The sequence below is a fragment of the Methylobacterium pseudosasicola genome, from assembly GCF_900114535.1.
In the GTDB taxonomy this organism is placed as follows: domain Bacteria; phylum Pseudomonadota; class Alphaproteobacteria; order Rhizobiales; family Beijerinckiaceae; genus Methylobacterium; species Methylobacterium pseudosasicola.
Window position 1 is genome coordinate 16,138 of sequence record NZ_FOTK01000031.1, and the last position, 19,665, is coordinate 35,802.

The window sequence follows — 19,665 nt, forward strand, 5'->3', positions numbered from 1 at the left end:
CATCCCGGCATGGCCCAGGCGATCCTGATCGCCGCGCAGGCCGGGCGCGCCCTCGCCGAGGCGGCCCGGCGGGCGGGGCTGCGCCCCTACGTGGCTGACCTGTTCGGCGATTCCGATACGCTGGCGCTGAGCGAGGCCTACCGGTCGCTCCCGGGCCGCTTCGGCAGCCCGATCGCCGCTGACGCCACCCTCGCGGCCATCGACGCACTGGCCGATGCCGCCGGATCGCCGATGGGCATCGTCCTGGGCAGTGGCTTCGAGGACGCCCCCGGCCTCGTCGCCCACATCGCGGAAAACCATCGGCTGATCGGCGCCGATGCCGGCGCCATCGCGGCGCTCAAGGATCCGTTCACGTTCGCGGCGCTCTGCGCCCGGCTCGGCGTGCCGTATCCGCCGATTGCGACGAGCGCGCCACCCGATCCGTCCGTCTGGCTGCTCAAGCGTGTCGGCGGCAGCGGCGGCAGCCATATTCGGTCGGCGACACGCGGCCCCGCGCCGGAGGGCCATTATTTTCAGGTTCGGGTCCCCGGCCGGCCCTACGCGCTGAATTTTTTGGCCGATGGTCGCACGATCCAGGTGCTGGCCTGCACCGAGCAATGGTGCGCGCCGTCGCCGATCCGGCCCTATCGCTACGGCGGCGCCCTGGCCACCGGCGCTGCTGAGGTCCCGCTTCTCCCCGATGCGCTCTTGTCTGCGGTCACAGAAGCCGTTGCAAAAATAGCTGCGGCGACCGGCCTGCGCGGGCTCGCCAGCGCCGATTTTCTGGCCGACGAATCCGGCTGGTGGCTCACCGAGATCAACCCGAGGCCCGGCGCGACCCTGGATATCCTGGATCGGCGGAGCACGCCCCTGCTGGCCGCCCATATCGAGGCCAGCCTCGGCACCATGCCGACGCTCGGCGCGCAACCGGCGGATGCGGCCGCCGCGCAGATCTGTTACGCGGAGCGCGAGCATGCGCCCGTCCCGGACTTCTTTTGGCCGGATCACGTGCGCGACCGCCCGCGCCCCGGCACGGTGGTCCTCCGCGACGGGCCCCTCTGCACGGTGCTTGCCCTTGGGGCCGACCGGCAGGCGGCGCTCGACAGTCTGAACACGCGGACGGCGCGGCTGCGCGCTGCCCTGTCCGCAAAGAAAACGCACCCCGAGGAAGCCCTGTGATGAGTGCCAGCCAATCCTATCCCAGCGTCAACGCGCTGACGGCGCCGCTGATCGAGCGGTTCGTGGCCGACGCCGCGACCCTGCGCCTGTCGGTCTCGCAGGCGGCCGGCGGTGCCCGGATGGTCGATGCCGGCGCGCAGGCGCGGGGCTCCATCGAGGCCGGCCGGCGCATCGCCGAGATTTGCCTCGGCGGCCTCGGCACCGTCACCATCGCCCCGAGCGGCCCGATCGCCTCCTGGCCGTATTCCGTGATCGTCCACGCCGCCGATCCGGTGCTCGCCTGCTTGGGCAGCCAGTATGCCGGCTGGAGTCTGGCCGACGAGGCCGGCGATTCGGGCTTCTTCGCCCTCGGCTCGGGTCCGGGCCGCGCGGTCGCGGCCGTCGAGGACCTGTATCAGGAGCTGGGCTACCGGGATTCGGCCACGAAGACCGCCCTGGTCCTCGAAGCGGCCGGCGGGCCGCCCGAGAGCGTCGTCGCCAAGGTCGCCGAGGCCGCCGGTTTGCGCCCCGAGGATCTGACCTTCATCTTCGCCCCGACCCAGAGCCTCGCCGGCTCGACCCAGGTGGTCGCACGCGTGCTCGAAGTCGCCCTGCACAAGGCTCACACGGTCGGGTTCGATCTGCACGCCATCGTCGACGGCATCGGCTCGGCGCCGCTCTCGCCCCCGCATCCGGATTTCATCAAGGCGATGGGCCGGACCAACGACGCGATCATCTATGGCGGTCGGGTCCAGCTCTTCGTCGACGCCGACGATGCCGACGCCAAGCAGCTCGCCGAGCAGATCCCGTCCACCACGTCGAGCGACCACGGCGCCCCGTTCGCCGAGATCTTTTCGCGGGTGAACGGCGACTTCTACAAGATCGACGGCGCCCTGTTCTCGCCGGCCGAAGCGATCGTCACGTCGGTGCGCACCGGCGCCACCTATCGCGGCGGCCGCCTGGAGCCAACGCTGGTGGATGCGTCGTTCGCGTAGGTCGTTCGGGTCCCTCCGGCTAGGCTTTATGAGAGCGCGGCGTGAACCTCGTCACGTCGTCGATCCTGTGAAGCGCGGGTCCCCTCTCCCGTGCGGGAGAGGGACAGGGTGAGGGGTGCGACCTCTCCGGAAAGTTCAGGTCCCTCACCCCAACCCTCTCCCGCACGGGAGAGGGGGCGCGTCGTGGCAAGCGTCCACCATAACGCCTTGAAACTGCAACGACCGTAGCCTTTCCCCGCGGGGAAGCACCGTCGAGAGTCTTCCATCCATGCGCATCGCCCTCGCGGCCGATAACGGCAACTGGCACAAGGCCCGACTCCTGGCGGCCCTGCGGGCACAGGGGGTCGAGCCAGTGCTGTTCTCCCTGGCCGACGTGATCGTCGCCACCGGCGGCGGCGAGCCCCTGCGGGTCCCGGGCTTTTCCGGCGCGCTGCCCGGCGGCATGCTGCTGCGGACCATCGCGGGCGGCACCTTCGAGGCCACCACCATGCGGCTCGGCGTGCTGCACGCCCTGGTCTCGGCCGGCGTCACCGTCTGGAACGCGCCGACCGCCATCGAGCGCTCGGTGGACAAGGCGGCGACCTCGCTGCTCATCGCCCGGGCCGGCCTGCCGACGCCGGAGACCTGGGTGGTCTCGAAGCGCGAGGCAGCCGCCGAGATCGTCGAGCGCGAAGGCCGCCCGGGCGCACCGCTGGTCCTGAAGCCGCTGTTCGGCTCGCAGGGGGAGGGGCTCGCGCTGATCGAGCGTCCGGAGGACCTGCCCGACGAGGAGGCGGTCGCCCGGGTCTACTATCTCCAGCGCTACGTGCCCCGGCGCGACGGCTTGTGGCGCGACTATCGCGTGTTCGTCTGCGACGGCCGGGCGATCGCCGGCATGATCCGCGAGGGCGACGGCTGGATCACCAACGTCCATCGCGGCGGCCGGCCGCTGCCCTGGGCGATGCCACCCGCCGCCGCCGAGATGGCGGAAGCCGCCGCAGCCGCGGTCGGGGTCGATTACTCCGGCGTCGACCTCGTCGAGGACGGGGAGGGCAGCTTCGCGATCCTCGAAGTCAATTCCATGCCGGCCTGGTCGGGCCTCCAGACCGTGTGCGAGACCGACATCGCTGCCGCCGTGGTGCGGGGTTTCCTCGCCGCCGTCCGAGGCGCAAGCGTTCCGCGGCTCGTGGTGGCATGAGCGCCCTTGAGCCCAGGCTGATCGGCACGCTCTACCGCGCCGCCTGCCTCGCGGAGCTCGACGCGCTGAAGCCCGGTAACGTCCACGCCTACGCCGCCGGCCACCGCATGGTGGTGGCCGATTTCGTCACCAGCGCCGATGTCTCGGCGCCGGAGCTGGCCCGGGCCGGGGCAGGAACCGGCGAGCGGGTCCGGGCCGGGATCGCGGCGACCCTGGCTGCAGTCGCCCAGAACACGAATCTAGGGATTTTTCTGCTCTGCGCGCCCCTCGCGGTCGCGGCCGAGCGCGGCCTATCGGTCGGCGCGGTGCTGGATGATCTCGACGCGGCGGATTCGGTTGCGGTGTTCGCGGCGATCCGACTCGCCAACCCGGGTGGCCTCGGCCGGGCCGCGAAGCACGACGTGGCCGCGGAGGCCCCCGCTTCCCTGCGTGCCGCTATGGCGGAGGCGGCCGACCGGGACCGCATCGCCCGCGCCTACGGGACCGGCTTCTCGGACATCGGCTTGATCGGGCTGCCGGCGCTCGCCGAGGCGCGTGCCCAGGGCCTCGATCCGTCCTGGTGCACGACGGCGATCCATCTCGCCTATCTCCGCTCCGTTCCGGACAGCCACATCGCCCGCAAGGCGGGCGCATCGGTGGCCGAGGGTGTTCGCCTGGAAGTGGAAGCTGTGCTCTCCGGGCTTGACCTCGCCGCCCGGCCGGCGGAACCGCTGCTCGCCCTCGACGCGTCGCTCAAGGCCCGCGGGCTCAACCCCGGCACGAGCGCGGATTTCACGGTGGCCACCTTGTTCTGGGACGCACTCGCATCGGCCGGGGCCGCCCTGGCGTGAAACGTCGAAAAGTTCCCGCATTTCGAGGCCCCGCGCCAAAGAAATTCCTCACCATCAGGGTGTTGCGCGGGTTGTGAGCCGCTGGGCCTCACTGTAGGGTCCGGCGCGCTGTCCGGCCCAACCGGCTCGGCCCATCCGGCACGGCCGGATGGTCGGGCGCCGATAACAAGGATGGCTTCCCGGCCGCTGGCCTCGTCCGGCGCCGCGGCCCTATTTCGGAATCCAGGGAGAGACACCGAATGGCGAAGATCACCAAGGTTCAGGTTGGCGAAGCCCTCGTCGGCGACGGCAACGAAGTCGCTCACATCGACCTGATCATCGGACCGCGCGGCTCGCCCGCCGAGACGGCTTTCTGCAACGGCCTCGTGAACAACAAGCACGGCTTCACCAGCCTGCTCGCGGTCATCGCGCCGAACCTGCCCTGCAAGCCGAACACCCTGATGTTCAACAAGGTCACCATCAACGACGCCCGTCAGGCCGTCCAGATGTTCGGCCCGGCCCAGCACGGCGTTGCCAAGGCCGTCCAGGACGCCGTTGCCGAAGGCATCATCCCGGCCGATGAGGCCGACGACCTGTTCATCCTGGTCGGCGTGTTCATCCACTGGGAAGCGGCCGACGACGCCAAGATCCAGAAGTACAACTACGAGGCCACCAAGCTCTCGATCCAGCGCGCCGTGAACGGCGAGCCGAAGGCCTCGGTCGTCACCGAGCAGCGCAACTCGGCTCAGCACCCCTTCGCCGCCAATTAGATCGGGGACGGTCCTGGGCAGAGTGAGCCTCCGCCCGCACCGCGGGGCCTGCTCCAGCGACTGGCCTCGATCTTCTTAGGTCGATAACGACACCCACCGACGGGACGGCGCAAGCCGTCCCGTTTTTGGTTTCAGGCCCCCTCGAACCTGCCCGTCGCGGCGGTCCGGTTGACGCGCCAGGTGGCACGACCTAGAGGCTTCCCACCATGCCAAGCTCGCTCCGCACAGGATCGTATTACCCGCCGCTCCCATAGCGGCGGCCTGCTTGTCATGCCCAACCGCTGCGTCGTCGGCGGTTGCTCATGTTCATGATCCGCCGACCTCGCTCCTGCCCGAGGTCACCGTGTCATCCTCCCAAGTCACTCAGCTTCGCCCGACCATCGGGATCATCGGCTTCGGCGCCTTCGGCCGCCTGATCACCCAGTACCTCGCGCCGCATGCGGCGTTGCGCGTCTACGACCCGCGCTCGGCTGAGCCCGATGCCCAGACCTACGGTGCCGTGCGGACGGACCTGGCGGCGGCGGCCCGCTGCCCGGTCGTCATCCTCGCCGTTCCGGTTTCCCGCTTGGCCGAGGTCGTGGCCGCGATCGCCCCGCATCTCCGGCCCGGAACGCTCGTGGTCGATGTCGGCTCGGTGAAGATGGAGCCCGTCGCGATCATGCGGGCGGGACTACCCGCCGACGTCGAGATCCTCGGCACCCATCCCCTGTTCGGACCCCAGAGTGCCGCCGACGGAATCGCCGGTCTGAAAATCGCCGTCTGTCCGGTCTCGGGGCGGCGCGGGCGGCGTGCCGCGGCCTTCCTTAGGAAGGTGCTGAAGCTCAAGGTGATCGTCACGACGCCGGAAGCCCACGACCGCGAGGCCGCAGCCGTTCAGGGCCTGACGCATCTGATCGCGCGGGTGCTCGTCGCCATGGAGCCGCTTCCCACGCACATGACCACGCGGAGCTTTTCACTGCTCATGCAAGCGGTCGACATGGTCCGGCATGACGCGCCCGAAGTCTTCGAGGCGATCGAGCGGTCGAATCCGTTTGCCGCCGAAATCCGCCAGCGCTTCTTCGAGCTTGCCGCGCAAGTCGAGGCCGATCTCGCGCGGGACGACGATGCCGTGCCCCCCGGACAGCCGTCCATAACGATCGCCCGGACCCACGCCGGAGCGTGAAAGGATTGGATCGCCCAACGGAAAAGGGGCCGCCTCGCGGCGACCCCCTTCCTCATTTCGGCGCGTGGCTTGGACTTAGAAGTCCATGCCGCCCATGCCGCCGCCGCCCGGCATCGCGGGGGCGCCGCTGTCCTTCTTCGGGGCGTCGGCGACCATGGCCTCGGTGGTCACCAGCAGGCCGGCGACCGAAGCCGCGTCCTGCAGTGCGGTGCGCACGACCTTGGCCGGGTCGACGATGCCGGCCTGGATCATGTCGACATACTCTTCGGTCTGGGCGTTGAAGCCGTAGGTCTCCGAGGAGGTGTTGTCGGTGATCTTGCCGACGACGATCGAGCCTTCCACGCCCGCGTTCTGGGCGATCTGACGGATCGGGGCCTCAAGCGCCTTCAGCACGATCTTGATGCCGGCCTGGACGTCCGGAACGTCGGACTTCAGTTCGGCAACCGCCTTCTTGGCGCGCAGCAGCGCGGTGCCGCCGCCGGGAACGATACCCTCTTCCACCGCAGCGCGGGTGGCGTTGAGGGCGTCGTCGACGCGGTCCTTCTTCTCCTTGACCTCGACCTCGGTGGCGCCGCCGACGCGGATCACCGCGACACCGCCTGCGAGCTTGGCCAGACGCTCCTGCAGCTTCTCGCGGTCGTAGTCCGAGGTGGTCTCCTCGATCTGCGCCTTGATCTGGCTGATCCGACCCTCGATGTCCGACTTCTCGCCGACGCCGTCGATGATCGTGGTGTTTTCTTTCTCGATCCGCACCCGCTTGGCCCGGCCGAGCATCGGCAGCGTGACGTTCTCGAGCTTGATGCCCAGATCCTCGGCGATCATCTGGCCCTTGGTCAGGATCGCGATGTCCTCGAGCATCGCCTTGCGACGGTCACCGAAGCCCGGCGCCTTCACGGCCGCGACCTTGAGGCCGCCGCGCAGCTTGTTCACGACGAGCGTGGCCAGCGCCTCGCCCTCGATGTCCTCGGCGATGATCAGCAGCGGCTTGCCGGTCTGCACCACGGCTTCGAGCACCGGCAGCATCGCCTGGAGCGAGGACAGCTTCTTCTCGTGGATGAGGATGTAGGGGTCTTCCAGCTCGGCGACCATCTTCTCCGCGTTGGTGATGAAGTACGGGGAGAGGTAGCCACGGTCGAACTGCATGCCCTCGACGACGTCGAGTTCGGTCTCGGCGGTCTTGGCCTCCTCGACGGTGATGACACCCTCGTTGCCGACCTTCTGCATGGCGTGGGCGATCATCTCGCCGATCTCCTTGTCGCCATTGGCGGAGATCGTGCCGACCTGGGCGACCTCGTCGGAGGTCGAGACCTTCTTGGCGCGCGCGATGATGTCCTTCACCGCAGCCGCGGTCGCGAGGTCGATACCGCGCTTCAGGTCCATCGGGTTGATGCCGGCGGCGACGTACTTGGCGCCTTCGCGGACGATGGCCTGGGCCAGCACGGTCGCGGTGGTGGTGCCGTCACCCGCGATGTCGTTGGTCTTCGAGGCCACTTCGCGCACCATCTGGGCGCCCATGTTCTCGAACTTGTCGGCGAGTTCGATCTCCTTGGCGACGGTGACGCCGTCCTTGGTGATGCGCGGGGCGCCGAAGCTCTTCTCGATCACGACGTTGCGGCCCTTGGGGCCCAGCGTCACCTTCACCGCGTCGGCGAGGATGTCGACACCGCGCAGCATCTTATCGCGGGCGTCGGCGGAGAAACGAACGTCTTTCGCTGCCATGGTTTGCCTCTTGTGGTTGGATGGAACCCCAAGGCCTCAGACGGCCTCAAAGGGCTGGGACGGGTGAACCGATCAGAGGGCGACGACGCCCATGATGTCGGATTCCTTCATGATCAGGAGGTCCTGACCATCGATCTTGACCTCTGTGCCGGACCACTTGCCGAACAGGACGCGGTCGCCGGCCTTGACGTCGAGCGCGTTGACGCGGCCCTGCTCGTCGCGAGCGCCGGGGCCGACGGCGACGATCTCGCCCTCCTGCGGCTTCTCCTTGGCGGTGTCCGGGATGATGATGCCGCCCTTGGTCTTTTCCTCGCTCTCGATGCGACGGACGACCACGCGGTCGTGCAGCGGACGGAACTTCATGAGCTGCCCTCTTGCTTCAAGTCTGCAGTTGGCGTTGATGCGGCCGGCGAGGCCGCGTCCGAGCCGGACTGTTAGCACTCTGTCTTGGCGAGTGCCAATGACGGCGGCGAGATAGCCCTCGCGCGGTCTCGAGTCAATGCTGTCGCACCCTCGCGCGACGGCGCGATGACGTGGCATCGCTCGCCTTTTCACAATGGATGACGCGCTCTCATGCTGAGCCTGCACGGACCCGAGGGCGCGGTGACGCTCGACCCGGGCGGACCGATTCCGCGCAACGCGGTCTGGCTCGATCTCAACGATCCGAGTTCCGAGGAGGCCGCCGCCGTGGAGGCGGCGACCGGCCTGCGCGTGCCGTCCCGGGCGGCCCTGTCGGAGGTCGAATCCTCAAGCCGGCTGCGCCGGGTGAAGGGCGGCCTGTCGCTCTCGACGCCAATGATCACCTTCGAGAGCAGCGAATCGCAGCTGAAGCCGCTCGGCTTCCTCCTGTCGAAGGACCATCTCGTCACCATCCGGTTCCACGACCTGCGCGCGTTCGATTCGTCCGAGAAACGGGTCGCCGACGGGGACGGCAGCGTGACCCCGAGCGAGATCTTCCTGGTGATCCTGGAGGAGCTGGTCGACAGCCTCGCCGACGCTCTGGAAGATATGGGCTCCGAGCTCGATACGCTCTCCACCCGGATCTTCGACTTCGACGTGCGCGGCGCGAACCGGCGGCGGCTGGAGAGCCCGCCGCCGCGCCGACGCGATCTGGCGCTGCGCCGGATCCTGCGCGGCATCAGCAACCGCGGAAAGGTGTTGGGGAAGATCCGCGCCAGCCTGCTCGGCCTGGAACGGATCGTGCCGTTCGTGTCGGCGGCCTGCGACGGCCTGGGGCTGCCCGAGGACGGCCGCTTCGAGACGATCCGGCGGGATATCGAATCCCTCGACGAGTTCGAGACGCGACTCGCGGAGAACGTCCAGTTCCTCCTCGACGCGACGCTCGGGCTCATCAACATCGAGCAGAACAACGTTTTCCGCGTGCTCACCGTCGTGTCGGTGGTGGGCGTGCCGCCGACCCTGATCGCCTCGATGTACGGCATGAACTTCAAGCACATGCCGGAGCTGGACTGGGCCTACGGCTATCCCTACGCCCTCGGCCTCATCCTATTCAGCGCTCTCGCGCCGATCGTGTATTTTCGGATACGCGGCTGGTTCTGATATTCATCACTCAATACGGATCCTTCTAAGCGACCAAACGATCGAGAACGAAATACATGTGCGTTTAGCCACAGAGCTGCGGAAGCGATATATTTTCGAGCTCCGGATATTGTAAGAGACTGTCGAGACCCTACCAAATTAGATAAAAATTAACGCAATATGGGCTACGTGCTGGGTCGAGCAGCGCGAGCACTGAAATGTTCAAGAAATCCGGATATAGCGAGTCACAGGCCAAGCTTGACGCCCTGAATCGGTCGTTGGCGACGATCGAATTCTCCATGGACGGGCAGGTCCTCGACGCCAACCAGAATTTTCTTAGCCTGATGAAGTACACCCTGGCGGATGTACACAACAAGCATCATCGCATCTTCGTCGATCCCGCCTTTGCCAAGAGCGCCGACTACGCGGCGTTCTGGGCGAAGCTGAAGGACGGCCAATACGTCACCGGTGAGTTCCTGCGCCTCGACAAGAACGGCACGGAGGTCTGGCTGGAGGCGACCTACAACCCCATCCTCGATGCACGCGGCCGCCCGGTGAAGGTCGTCAAGTTCGCGGCCGACATCACGGCCAAGAAGAACGAGATCGACCGCCTGATGTCGATGATCGACAACATGCCGGTGGCGGTGATGACCGCCGATCCGCACAATGAGTTCAAGATTAATTACCTGAACGCCACCTCGCGCAGGACCCTTGGGCCGCTTGAGCAGTACCTGCCGATCAAGGTCGATCAGATGCTCGACCATTCATTCGACGTGTTCCACAAGAACCCGCATCATCAGCGCAATATGCTCGCGGATGCGAGCCGGCTGCCGCATCGGACCAAGATCAAAGTCGGCCCGGAGACGCTCGACCTGCAGGTCACGGCGGTCAACGACCGAAAGGGCAATTATATCGGGCCGATGCTCACCTGGGGCATCGTCTCGGCTCAGGTGAACATGGCGACCGACGTGAGCCGGGTGGTCGATGCCGTCGGGTCGGCGATCCGCGACATGCAGCACTCGGCCGAAGGGCTGACGCAATCGGCGGATTCGGCCCGGCAGAAGGCCTCATCGGTCGCGGTGAATTCCGAGCAGATGAACAGCGCCATCCAGGAGATCTCCGGCCAGGTCGGACGGGTCTCGGAGCGCGCCCGGCAGATCGCGGTCCAGGCCGAGACCACGGACGCCACGATGCGGCGGCTGGCCGAGAATGCCCGCGAGGTCGATGCGGTGGTCGGCATGATCAAGTCGATTGCCGGCCAGACCAATCTCCTGGCGCTGAACGCCACGATCGAGGCCGCCCGGGCCGGCGCCGCCGGACGGGGCTTCGCGGTGGTCGCCAGCGAGGTGAAGGCTCTCGCCGAGCAGACCGCCAAGGCGACGGGCGACATCACCCAGCAGGTCGCGGCGATCCAGAGCGCCACCGGCGAGGCCGTTGGGGCGATCGAGATGATCACCGCCGCGGTCGCCGAGCTCTCGAATCTGACCCTGGCGATGGCGAGCGCCGTCGAGGAGCAGGCGGTCTCGACCCATGAGATGTCGGGCAATATCGGCGGCGTCTCGCAGGCCGCCAACGCCACCGGTCAGCTCGCCGAGGCCGTGCTGGGCGTCGCCGAGAGCCTGGCCGGCCACTCGTCGGACCTCTCGGAGAGCGTCGAGCGGTTCATGAAATCCGCCTGATCGTTTGGTCGGTTTGAGGCGAGGCCGCGAAACGCGTTCGCGGCCTCGTGCGTATCCCTGGCACGCGGCCTCGGAGGAGTTGAGCTGATCTCCCACGCCTTCAGGATTTACCAGCGGACGGTCCTCGTCGCCCTGGCCTGCTGCGCCTCGGTTCTCGCCGAGGCCGAACCGGCCCCCCTGGCGCCGCCCCCCGGCACTACGCCGATCGTCAGCCTCGCCGCCCGGGGCGTGCAGATCTACGCCTGCGTTACAGCGGACGGGGGGTCGGCCTGGGGCGCCGCCAAACCCGAGGCCGAACTGTCCCAGGCTGACGGGCGGGTCGTCGGACACCATTTCGAGGGGCCGACCTGGGAGGCGCAGGACGGCTCTCGGGTGGCCGGATCGGTCATCGACCAGGCGCCGGCACCAAAACCTCACGCCGTCGCGTGGTTGCTGCTCTCGGGCCGAGCCTCCGGGTCCGGCATGCTCGCCGGAACGCGCTACGTGCTGCGCCGAGACACCGACGGCGGCGAGAAGCCGGCGGGCGGATGCACGCCCGGCCAGACCACGCGCGTGCCCTACACCGCGACCTATACGTTCTATCGCTGAGGGCGGTTCAGTCCCGGGCGAGCTGCGCCCGTCCGATGGAAAAAACTCGTCCGTCCCCGAGCAGGTGGGCCGTGAACCCGTTCGGGAACAGGCCCTCGATCGCCCGGTCGCGGACGTTGAGGCCACCCGCATAGGCGCCGAAAGCCGGCATCACCAGGCGGGTGCCGTCCGTGACGAAGCAGCGTCGACGCACCGCCCGGCCGCGCATCGCGACCTTGCCGCAGGGATGGAGATGGCCGGCAATCTCGCCGGGCACGGGCTCTGGGCTCGGCTCGTGGCGCAGGACGAGGCCGCCGAGGGTCAGCGCGTCGGCGTAGCGACCGCCGACCCCCTCGCTCACCGCCGCATCGTGGTTGCCGGCGATCCAGACCCAGTCCCGGCCTTCCTGCAGGGCCGCGACCATGGCCCGGTCGCCCGGCTCCATCCGCTCGGGTCCGCGGTGATCGTGGAAGGAATCCCCCAGCGCGACCACACGGGCCGGATCGTGGCGGATCACGGCTTCGTGCAGGCAGGCCAGGGTCTCGCGGGTGTCGTAGGGCGGCAGGAACTGGCCGGTGCGGGCGGCGTAGGACGAGCCCTTCTCCAGGTGGAGATCGGACACGATCAGGGTGCGATGCTCCGGCAGCCACACGCCGCCGCACAGATCGAGCATCAGGGTCTCGCCCGCCAGCAACAGGGTCGGGTGCTTGTGAGTCTTCTCGAGTCTCAGGCCGGCCGCCAAGATCGCATCCTCGGTCTTAAAGGAGGAGGGCGGATCGCCGGTCAGGACAGAGCCTCCTGAAGAAGCTCGGCCTCTGCCTCGGCTAGAATCTCGTCGGCCCCCTCGCCGTAGACCCGCTCGCGCCCGATCTCGAGCATGACGGATACGGAGAGCGGCGAGACCCGATCGAGAGCCCGGTGAATGATTCGCCCCTGGATGCGCTCTAGCATCATGCCGAGGCGCCTCACGTCGAGGAGTCCGGTTGCCGCATCCTGCCGCGCGGCCCTGAGCAGGAGGTGGTCGGGCTGGTGCTTGCGCAGCACGTCGTAGATCAGATCGGTGGAGATTGTGACCTGCCGGCCCGACTTCTTCAGGCCCGGGTGATGGCGCTCGATCAGGCCGGCGATCACGGCGCATTGCCGGAAGGTGCGCTTCATCATCGCCGATTCATCGAGCCACGCTTCCAAATCGTCGCCCAGCATGTCGACCGCGAACAGGTCGCCGATGAAGTCGGGGTCGAGCGCGGCCCGCTCGGACACGTCCCGGGTCGTCCAGATCGCGATGCCGTAATCGTTCGCCGCGAAGCCGAGGGGGCGCAGGCCGTCGCGCTCCAGCCGGCGGGTGAGCAGCATGCCGAGGGTCTGGTGCGCCAGCCGCCCCTCGAACGGGAAAGCCGTAAGGTAATAGCGCTTGCCCCGCGGAAAGGTCTCGACCAGCAGGTCGCGCTCGCCCGGCAGGACCGAGCGGCGGCGCTGCTGCTGCAGGTAGTCGCCGATCTGCTTCGGCAGGCGGTCCCATTCGAACGGGTCGGCGATGATCGCCCGGACCCGCTCGGCCAGAAAGGTCGAGAGCGGGAATTTCGCGCCGGCATAGGACGGGATCGCCGGGTCGGTACCAAGCGGCGCGCGCGTCACCAGGGCTTCGTCCTCGGACAGGCCCTCGAAGCGCAAAGTCTCGCCGGCGAACAGGAAGGTATCGCCGACCGTGAGCGTCTCGGCGAAATCATCCTCGATCTCGCCCAGCACCCGGCCGCCCTTCGGCAGGACCGTGCCGGGCTTGCCGCGCAAGGATCGGCCGAGCCGCACGCGCACCCGTGCCGCCTCGACGATGGTGCCGACATTCATCCGGTAGGCCTGGGCGGTGCGGGCGTCGCGCACGCGCCACAGCCCGTCGGGCCCGCGCAGGATCTTGGCGAAGCGCTCGTAGGCCCGCAGGGCGTAGCCGCCGGTGGCGACGTAATCGACCACCTGCTCGAACGACTCCCAGGTCAGGCCGGCATAAGGCGAAGCGGAGACGATCTCCTCGTAGAGGCTGAGCGGATCGAAGGCGTCGGCGCAGGCCATGCCGAGCACGTGCTGGGCGAGGACATCAAGTGCACCGAGCCTTGCGTCGGGGGTGTCCTGCGCGGCCTCCTCGACGGCGTCGAGGGCCGCCTGGCACTCCAGCATCTCGAAGCGGTTGCCCGGCACCAGATAGGCCTTCGACGGCTCATCCATGCGGTGGTTGGCCCGGCCGATCCGCTGCATGATCCGGCTCGCGCCCTTGGGCGCCCCGACATTGACCACGAGATCGACGTCGCCCCAGTCGATGCCGAGATCGAGGGTCGCGGTGCAGACGATCGCCCGCAACTGGCCCTCCGCCATGGCCGCCTCGACCCGGCGGCGCTGCTGCGCATCCAGGGAGCCGTGATGGATCGCGATCGGCAGCGCGTCGTCGTTGAGCCGCCACAGCTCCTGGAAAGTGTACTCGGCCTGGAGCCGGGTGTTGACGAAGACGAGCGTCGTGCGGTGCTCGCGGATCAGGTCGTAGATCGCCGGCATCGAGTGCCAGGCGGTGTGCCCCGAAATCGGCAGCGACCGGCCGAGATCGAGCATGCGCAGATCGGCTTTAGCGCCACCTTGGACGGTGACGAGATCGGCCATGGCAAGCTGAACATTCCCTCCCCCCACTGCGGGGGAGGGTGGGCCGGCCGTCAGGCCGGGTCGGGAGAGGGGAGCGACGCTGCCGGAAAGGGCGTGACGGACGCGAAGTTCTGCATCGTCGCGCTGCCCCTCTCCCGACCCCCTTCGGGGGCCACCCTCCCCCGCAGTGGGGGGAGGGGAAAGCTCGAACTGCGGCACCAGATATTTCCGCAGCTCGTCCGGCTCGCGCACCGTCGCGGAGAGCCCGATTGCCGGAAGCCCCGGGCTGAGGCGGTGCAGCCGGGCGAGCGCGAGGGAGAGCAGGTCACCGCGCTTCGAGGTCACGAGGGCGTGCAGCTCGTCGAGGATGACGTAGCGCAGGCCCGAGAAGAATTCCGCGGCGTCGCGATGGGCGATCAGCAGGGCCAGCTGCTCGGGCGTGGTCAGCAGGATGTCCGGCGGCCGGCTGATCTGGCGAGTGCGCTTGTGCGCGGGGGTGTCGCCGGTCCGCGTCTCGACCCGCACGGGCAGCGCCATCTGGGCGATCGGCGCGTCGAGGTTGCGGGCGATGTCGACGGCCAGCGCCTTCAGCGGCGAGACGTAGAGGGTGTGCAGCCCCTTCGCGGCCTTCGGAGCGGGTTTTGCGGCCGCTTGCTCCGAGAGGGCGACCAAGCTCGGCAGGAAGCCCGCGAGCGTCTTGCCGGCCCCGGTCGGCGCCACCAGAAGGGCCGAGCGGCCGTCGCGGACGATCCGCAGCAGGTCGAGCTGATGCGACCGAGGCGTCCAACCACGCGCGGCGAACCACGCCCGGAAGGCCGGCGGCAGGATCTTGGATGCGTCGCTCAGGCCAGAGCCATCAGGAAACGGTCAATCAGTTCCAGAGCACGCTCGCTCATCGGGCTGGGGTAGCGGGCGAAGACGTGGCAACCGCCGGGATAGATCGCGGTGTGGCCGCCATTGCCGGCCGCCGCCCAGCGCGCCGACATGTACAGCGTGTCGTCCAGCAGCGGGTCGGCGGTGCCGATGGTGAACAAGGCCGGCGGCAGGCCCTTCAGGTCGGCGTAGATCGGCGACACGTCCGGGCGACGGCGGTCGATTCCCTCGCGGACGTAGCCGTCGGCGAACTTGGTGAGGTCGAGGGTGTTCACGACGAGACGCTCGTCACCCCAGTTGCGCACCGAGGGGGTCAGGCCGAGGTCGTAGAACCCCGCATTGAGGTTCGCGCCCCGGAACGCCCGCGGCTGGTTGTGCCGGTCGCGCAGGCGCAGCAGCACCATCACGGCAAGATGGGCGCCGACCGACTCGCCGCCGATCGTCAGCGCATGGATGCCGAACTCGGCCCGGCCCGGCCCTGCGAGCCAGAGGGCCGCGGCCTCACAATCCTGGAGGGCGGCCGGGTAGGGATGCTCGGGGGCGAGCCGGTATTCCACCGACAGCACCACGAAGCCGCAGGCATCGGCGATGCGCTCCAGCCACGGATCCTGCTCGTCGGCGGCGCCCCAGACCCAGCCGCCCCGGTGGATGTGCAGATAGGCGCCGCGCAGCTTGGTGGTGGCCTTCGGGCGGATCACCCGGAGCTTCAGCGGGCCGCCGGGGCCCTCGATCGTCAGCCATTCCGCCCGGGCACTGTGCGGCATCGCCGGCGCGGCCTTGGTGCCGGCGCGGCGGCGGGCACGCACCTCCTCGATCGGCAACGACCAGGGGTCGGGCAGGGCGGCGTGCGCCGCGACGATCTCGGCGTTGAGCCGAAGCGTCTCGGGATCGATCGTCGCCGGGTCGAACAAGGCGTGGTCGATCATGCTGGGTCTCGTCCCGTCGGCAATGTCCCGCGGCCATTCCCGGCATCTTGGCGGGACGGGCCTCGCTTGCCATCTCGGGTCCGTGGGTGAAACCCGCTAACGTTTGATCCGGGATCCGGTTTCGACGCGGTGTGGTGCGCCGGCCACGGTTCCGCCCGTTTCCTCGCCGATCCGGACGGCTCCAGGCTTCATGAGGACGCGATGCTCGTCGATCACGACCGGCGCCGACACGGTGCCCCGCCGCCGAACGACGCCTATGGGGCGGAAACCTACCCGCCGCGCGCCTCCGCGCTGCGCCGATTCCTCGGCGGCTCCCCCGCCGGCGTGTTCCTGCGCCTGCTGTTCCTGTCGATGCTGGTCGGCGCCTTCATGTCGATGCTCGGCCTGACGCCGGGCCGGCTGTTCTGGCGCGTCTACGATTCGGCCCGGGCGCTGCTGGAGCTCGGCCTCGCCTCGCTCAACGAGTTCGGCGGCTGGATCGTGGCCGGTGCGATCGTCGTGATCCCGCTTTGGCTGATCTCGCGCCTGTTCGCGACCTCGCGCTGACAAGGCGGTTCCCGAACCGTTCCCATGCCTTAAGCTCACGGCATGAATCCTCCGCCCCGCGCCTCAGTCCTGCCGACGCATCGCCGCGTGCTGGCTCTGGCCCTTCCAATGACGTTGGCCAACGTCACGACGCCGATGCTCGGCTTCGTCGGCGCCGCCGTGATCGGCCGGCTCGGCGACGCGGCCCTGCTCGGGGCGGTGGCGCTGGGGGCCGTGGTCTTCGACGTGATCTTCTGGGCCTTCGGGGCGCTCCGCATGGCGACCGCGGGGATGACCGCCCAGGCGGTCGGCGCCAAGGACGAAACGGATGTCGACCGCATCCTCGCTCGGGCGCTGGGGGCCGGTGCCGTGATCGGCTTGAGCCTCGTCGTGCTGCAAGGGCCGATCGCCCAGGCCGCCTTCGCGGTGAGCGGCGCCAGCGAGGCGGTGACCGCAGGGCTCGCCACCTATTTCCACATCCGCATCCTGTCCGCCCCCTTCGTGCTCGCGAGCTACGGCGTGCTCGGCTCGGTGGTGGGACGCGGCCGGACCGATCTCGGCCTGCTGCTGCAGGTGGCGATCAACCTGGCCAATGTCGGGCTGACCCTGGCCTTCGTGCTTTGGCTCGGGATGGGGCTCGCCGGCGCGGCGCTGGCGGCCGTGTGTGCGGAAGCGGTTGGGCTCGGTCTCGGGCTGATCGTGCTGGCGCGGCTCGGCTCGCGGCCGTTCCGGGTGCCCCTGCGCGACTTGCGGGACGCCGCGGCTCTGCGCCGGACGTTCAGCGTCAACCTCGACGTGATCCTGCGCACCCTGGCGTTGATCACCGCCATCGTCCTGTTCTCGGCGCTGGGCGCCCGGCAGGGCGACGTGGTGTTGGCGGCCAATTCCGTCCTGTGGAATTTGTTTCTGATTGGCGGGTTCTTCCTCGACGGGTTCGCCACGGCGGCGGAGACGCTGTGCGGGCAGGCGGTGGGCGCCCGGGACGCGGAGGCGTTCCGACGGGCGGCAACCTTGAGTTTGCGCTGGTGCCTGGGCTTCGGGATCGGCGTCAGCCTGCTGGCCTTGGGCGGGGGCGCGGCCTTCATCGATTTCGTCACCACCAGCGAGCCGGTGCGCGCGACCGCGCGAGCGTATCTGCCGCTCGCCGCCCTGGCGCCCCTCGTCGCGGCGGCGCCGTTCGCCTATGACGGGATCTATGTCGGCGCCACCTGGACCCGGGCGATGCGCAACCTGATGTTGGGCGCGCTGGCGGCCTACGGCGCGGTCCTGGTGCTGGTCCAGAGCCTGGGTCTCGGCAATACCGGGCTGTGGCTGGCCTTCGTGGCGTTCCTCGGCGCGCGGGGCCTGTTCCAGGCCTTCGCATTTCCGGGCCTGGCCCGGGCGACGTTCGGCAATTCTTCGCCGGTCCCGGTCCGCAAAACCGCGTCAGACTTCGCATAGCCTTCGCAGGCTAAGGGCCCGTTGGTGATTCTTCGAAGAGGAACCGCCCGAATCTTCGATCGAACAGCGACTCGGTCAGTGCGGGTCCTTCCAGGTCGTCGCGGCCGGCGGCGCGGCCCGGGCGACGGTCCCGGTGGTGCGCGGCAGATCGGCCTCGGCGCGCCGCTGCGGCGCCCGCCGGAGGCTGCCGTAACGCCGGCCCCGGCGGACATGGCGGCGGCCGCGCTCGGTGGAATTGCCGACGAACCCGCCGACCACGGCACCAGCCACCGCCCCGATCGGACCGGCGACGAGGGCGCCTGCCACCGCGCCGGAGCCGACCCCGAGGGTGGTCCGGCTCTGGGCCCGGGCGGGATCGGGCGCCCCGGCCAGGACCAGGCCGGCCAGCAGGAAGACGGTCGAGACGAGGCGCATGGTATCGGATCCCGGGATCCAAGGATTGGACATCAACCGTCCTTATCCGGGAGAACATGACCAAAGCACGGCTGGATATTGCAGCACGCCGGACAGTATCAAACGCCGCGGGCTCTCACCGATCCCGGCGGACGCGGTGTGGCCTGGACGAGCCCATGCTCTAGGGTGCACCGCAACGAAAGCCGGCCGCGCAGAGCGGCCGCACGAGGGAGATGCCCATATGGCCACGACGACCGACCTGCGCCTGCGCCGGAGCGTGCTCTACATGCCCGGCTCGAACCAGCGGGCGCTCGACAAGGCCAAGACCCTGCCGGTCGACAGCATCATCCTCGACCTCGAGGACGCGGTCGGCCCCGAGGAGAAGGAGATCGCCCGGGAGCAGGTCTGCGCCGCGGTCAAGAGCGGCGCCTATGGCAGCCGCGAGCTGGTGATCCGGGTCAACGCCCCCCAGACGCCCTGGGGCGAGGCCGACCTCCACGCCGCCATCGAGGCCAAGCCCGACGCGATCCTGATGCCGAAGGTGTCGTCCCCGGCGGTGCTGGAGAGCATCGCCGACCGGCTCGAATCCCTCGACGCCCCGGAGGGCATCGCCGTCTGGGCGATGATCGAGACCCCGGCCTCGATCCTTAACATCCAGGCGATCGCCCAGGCCAAGCGCGACCCGCGCAAGCGCCTGACCTGCCTGGTGCTCGGCACCAACGACCTCGCCAAGGACACCTGGGCCAAGATCGTCCCGGGCCGCGTGCCGATGCTGCCCTGGATGATGATGGCGCTGGCCGCCGCCCGGGCCGAGGGCCTGGCGATCCTCGACGGCGTCTACAACGACATCGCCGACACGGAGGGCTGCCGCGACGAGTGCCGCCAGGCCCGGGACCTCGGCTTCGACGGCAAGACCCTGATCCACCCCACGCAATTGGAGCCGGCCAACGCCTCGTTCGCGCCGACCGAGGAGGAGGTACGCCGGGCCAAGCTGGTGATCGAGGCGTTCGAGCGCCCGGAATACGCCAAGCGCGGCGCGATCAAGCTCGAAGGCCGCCTCTACGAACGCCAGCACCTCGGCGTGAACCGCCGCGCCGTGACCTGGGCCGAGGCGATCAAGGCGAAGGGGTTCTGACAAAGAGAGCCGCCCTCGCCAACGTTGGGCGCGGGCGCGGCTCCAGGCCCTCAGATGCAATACCCCCGCCGCCGTACCGGTATCCGCTTCGGCGGCGGGCGCGTTCGGGTCTAACTCCGGTCAGCTTTTGCGTCGGCTGGCCGCTTTCGACCGACGCTGTGTGAAAACGTGGACGCGGTAGAAGGACCTTCTCTCCG

18 protein-coding genes are annotated in these 19,665 nt (G+C 68.9%); 12 read left to right on the forward strand and 6 right to left on the reverse strand.

Features of this window, described 5'->3' with window-relative positions; translation table 11 throughout:
• The first annotated feature begins 9 nt into the window (after nucleotides 1–9).
• The 6 genes from BM228_RS24145 (at nucleotide 10) to BM228_RS24170 (ending at nucleotide 6,050) form a co-directional block, all read left to right on the forward strand.
• Entirely contained in the window at nucleotides 10–1,158 is a 1,149-nt protein-coding gene (locus tag BM228_RS24145) for an ATP-grasp domain-containing protein (RefSeq protein WP_092044590.1), read from the forward strand.
• Complete coding sequence (gene mch, locus BM228_RS24150; protein WP_092044592.1) at nucleotides 1,158–2,132, forward strand: methenyltetrahydromethanopterin cyclohydrolase; 975 nt, start codon at nucleotides 1,158–1,160, stop codon at nucleotides 2,130–2,132. The genes BM228_RS24145 and mch overlap by 1 nt, the downstream gene beginning before the upstream one ends.
• Before the next feature lie 268 nt (nucleotides 2,133–2,400).
• Complete coding sequence (locus tag BM228_RS24155) at nucleotides 2,401–3,309, forward strand: ATP-grasp domain-containing protein (RefSeq protein WP_092044594.1); 909 nt, start codon at nucleotides 2,401–2,403, stop codon at nucleotides 3,307–3,309.
• Nucleotides 3,306–4,139, forward strand: coding sequence for a triphosphoribosyl-dephospho-CoA synthase (locus tag BM228_RS24160; RefSeq protein WP_092044596.1), 834 nt, complete (start codon nucleotides 3,306–3,308; stop codon nucleotides 4,137–4,139). Before BM228_RS24155 ends, BM228_RS24160 begins: the two co-directional genes overlap by 4 nt.
• A 239-nt stretch (nucleotides 4,140–4,378) precedes the next feature.
• On the forward strand, nucleotides 4,379–4,888 hold the full coding sequence (gene fae / locus BM228_RS24165; RefSeq protein WP_058190399.1) for a 5,6,7,8-tetrahydromethanopterin hydro-lyase: 510 nt from the start codon (nucleotides 4,379–4,381) through the stop codon (nucleotides 4,886–4,888).
• Nucleotides 4,889–5,231: 343 nt separating this feature from the next.
• Entirely contained in the window at nucleotides 5,232–6,050 is an 819-nt protein-coding gene (locus tag BM228_RS24170) for a prephenate dehydrogenase (RefSeq protein ID WP_092044597.1), read from the forward strand.
• Nucleotides 6,051–6,125: 75 nt separating this feature from the next.
• Here BM228_RS24170 and groL read toward each other — a convergent pair whose 3' ends face one another.
• Nucleotides 6,126–7,769, reverse strand: a complete 1,644-nt coding sequence (groL, locus tag BM228_RS24175) for a chaperonin GroEL (RefSeq protein WP_092044599.1) — start codon at nucleotides 7,767–7,769, stop codon at nucleotides 6,126–6,128.
• A 72-nt stretch (nucleotides 7,770–7,841) separates the two neighbouring features.
• Nucleotides 7,842–8,132: a co-chaperone GroES gene (gene groES, locus BM228_RS24180; protein WP_007567860.1), complete on the reverse strand. Its 291-nt coding sequence runs from the start codon at nucleotides 8,130–8,132 to the stop codon at nucleotides 7,842–7,844.
• Between the two features lie 210 nt (nucleotides 8,133–8,342).
• Between groES and BM228_RS24185 the strand changes: the two genes are divergently transcribed.
• The 3 genes from BM228_RS24185 (at nucleotide 8,343) to BM228_RS24195 (ending at nucleotide 11,575) form a co-directional block, all read left to right on the forward strand.
• On the forward strand, nucleotides 8,343–9,329 hold the full coding sequence (locus BM228_RS24185; protein WP_092044600.1) for a CorA family divalent cation transporter: 987 nt from the start codon (nucleotides 8,343–8,345) through the stop codon (nucleotides 9,327–9,329).
• 197 nt (nucleotides 9,330–9,526) lie between these two features.
• Nucleotides 9,527–10,987, forward strand: a complete 1,461-nt coding sequence (locus tag BM228_RS24190) for a methyl-accepting chemotaxis protein (RefSeq protein ID WP_092044602.1) — start codon at nucleotides 9,527–9,529, stop codon at nucleotides 10,985–10,987.
• 177 nt (nucleotides 10,988–11,164) lie between these two features.
• Complete coding sequence (locus BM228_RS24195; protein WP_342030179.1) at nucleotides 11,165–11,575, forward strand: DUF3455 domain-containing protein; 411 nt, start codon at nucleotides 11,165–11,167, stop codon at nucleotides 11,573–11,575.
• 7 nt (nucleotides 11,576–11,582) lie between these two features.
• Here the strand turns inward: BM228_RS24195 and pdeM are convergent, their stop codons facing one another.
• The 3 genes from pdeM to BM228_RS24210 are packed head-to-tail and all read right to left on the reverse strand — an operon-like array spanning nucleotide 11,583 to nucleotide 15,975.
• Nucleotides 11,583–12,296 (reverse strand): ligase-associated DNA damage response endonuclease PdeM, encoded by a 714-nt coding sequence (pdeM, locus tag BM228_RS24200; protein WP_092044605.1) that lies wholly within the window; start codon nucleotides 12,294–12,296, stop codon nucleotides 11,583–11,585.
• Nucleotides 12,297–12,337: 41 nt separating this feature from the next.
• Nucleotides 12,338–15,022, reverse strand: a complete 2,685-nt coding sequence (locus BM228_RS24205) for a ligase-associated DNA damage response DEXH box helicase (protein WP_092044606.1) — start codon at nucleotides 15,020–15,022, stop codon at nucleotides 12,338–12,340.
• On the reverse strand, nucleotides 15,019–15,975 hold the full coding sequence (locus tag BM228_RS24210) for an alpha/beta hydrolase (RefSeq protein ID WP_092044608.1): 957 nt from the start codon (nucleotides 15,973–15,975) through the stop codon (nucleotides 15,019–15,021). The genes BM228_RS24205 and BM228_RS24210 overlap by 4 nt, the downstream gene beginning before the upstream one ends.
• A gap of 201 nt (nucleotides 15,976–16,176) precedes the next feature.
• On the opposite strand from BM228_RS24210, the gene BM228_RS24215 reads away from it, so the two are divergent.
• Together BM228_RS24215 and BM228_RS24220 are read left to right on the forward strand one after the other, a co-directional pair.
• Nucleotides 16,177–16,521, forward strand: coding sequence for a DUF6460 domain-containing protein (locus BM228_RS24215; RefSeq protein WP_092044609.1), 345 nt, complete (start codon nucleotides 16,177–16,179; stop codon nucleotides 16,519–16,521).
• A gap of 42 nt (nucleotides 16,522–16,563) precedes the next feature.
• The gene (locus BM228_RS24220) at nucleotides 16,564–17,940 is read left to right on the forward strand and encodes an MATE family efflux transporter (RefSeq protein ID WP_092044611.1); all 1,377 of its coding nucleotides are present in this window, start codon (nucleotides 16,564–16,566) and stop codon (nucleotides 17,938–17,940) included.
• A gap of 75 nt (nucleotides 17,941–18,015) precedes the next feature.
• Here the strand turns inward: BM228_RS24220 and BM228_RS24225 are convergent, their stop codons facing one another.
• A complete protein-coding gene (locus tag BM228_RS24225) occupies nucleotides 18,016–18,354 on the reverse strand; it encodes a hypothetical protein (RefSeq protein WP_092044612.1) in 339 nt (112 codons plus the stop codon).
• Nucleotides 18,355–18,574: 220 nt separating this feature from the next.
• On the opposite strand from BM228_RS24225, the gene BM228_RS24230 reads away from it, so the two are divergent.
• Nucleotides 18,575–19,468: an HpcH/HpaI aldolase/citrate lyase family protein gene (locus tag BM228_RS24230; protein WP_092044614.1), complete on the forward strand. Its 894-nt coding sequence runs from the start codon at nucleotides 18,575–18,577 to the stop codon at nucleotides 19,466–19,468.
• Nucleotides 19,469–19,665: the final 197 nt, after the last annotated feature.

Excerpts from the sequence above, each read along its gene's own strand:
- BM228_RS24145 (WP_092044590.1), top strand. The coding sequence starts at position 10 with ATGGCCCAGGCGATCCTGATCGCCGCGCAGGCCGGGCGCGCCCTCGCC.
- mch (WP_092044592.1), top strand. The coding sequence starts at position 1,158 with ATGAGTGCCAGCCAATCCTATCCCAGCGTCAACGCGCTGACGGCGCCG.
- BM228_RS24155 (WP_092044594.1), top strand. The coding sequence starts at position 2,401 with ATGCGCATCGCCCTCGCGGCCGATAACGGCAACTGGCACAAGGCCCGA.
- BM228_RS24160 (WP_092044596.1), top strand. The coding sequence starts at position 3,306 with ATGAGCGCCCTTGAGCCCAGGCTGATCGGCACGCTCTACCGCGCCGCC.
- fae (WP_058190399.1), top strand. The coding sequence starts at position 4,379 with ATGGCGAAGATCACCAAGGTTCAGGTTGGCGAAGCCCTCGTCGGCGAC.
- groL (WP_092044599.1), bottom strand. The coding sequence starts at position 7,769 with ATGGCAGCGAAAGACGTTCGTTTCTCCGCCGACGCCCGCGATAAGATG.
- groES (WP_007567860.1), bottom strand. The coding sequence starts at position 8,132 with ATGAAGTTCCGTCCGCTGCACGACCGCGTGGTCGTCCGTCGCATCGAG.
- BM228_RS24185 (WP_092044600.1), top strand. The coding sequence starts at position 8,343 with ATGCTGAGCCTGCACGGACCCGAGGGCGCGGTGACGCTCGACCCGGGC.
- BM228_RS24190 (WP_092044602.1), top strand. The coding sequence starts at position 9,527 with ATGTTCAAGAAATCCGGATATAGCGAGTCACAGGCCAAGCTTGACGCC.
- BM228_RS24210 (WP_092044608.1), bottom strand. The coding sequence starts at position 15,975 with ATGATCGACCACGCCTTGTTCGACCCGGCGACGATCGATCCCGAGACG.
- BM228_RS24215 (WP_092044609.1), top strand. The coding sequence starts at position 16,177 with ATGCTCGTCGATCACGACCGGCGCCGACACGGTGCCCCGCCGCCGAAC.
- BM228_RS24220 (WP_092044611.1), top strand. The coding sequence starts at position 16,564 with ATGAATCCTCCGCCCCGCGCCTCAGTCCTGCCGACGCATCGCCGCGTG.
- BM228_RS24225 (WP_092044612.1), bottom strand. The coding sequence starts at position 18,354 with ATGCGCCTCGTCTCGACCGTCTTCCTGCTGGCCGGCCTGGTCCTGGCC.
- BM228_RS24230 (WP_092044614.1), top strand. The coding sequence starts at position 18,575 with ATGGCCACGACGACCGACCTGCGCCTGCGCCGGAGCGTGCTCTACATG.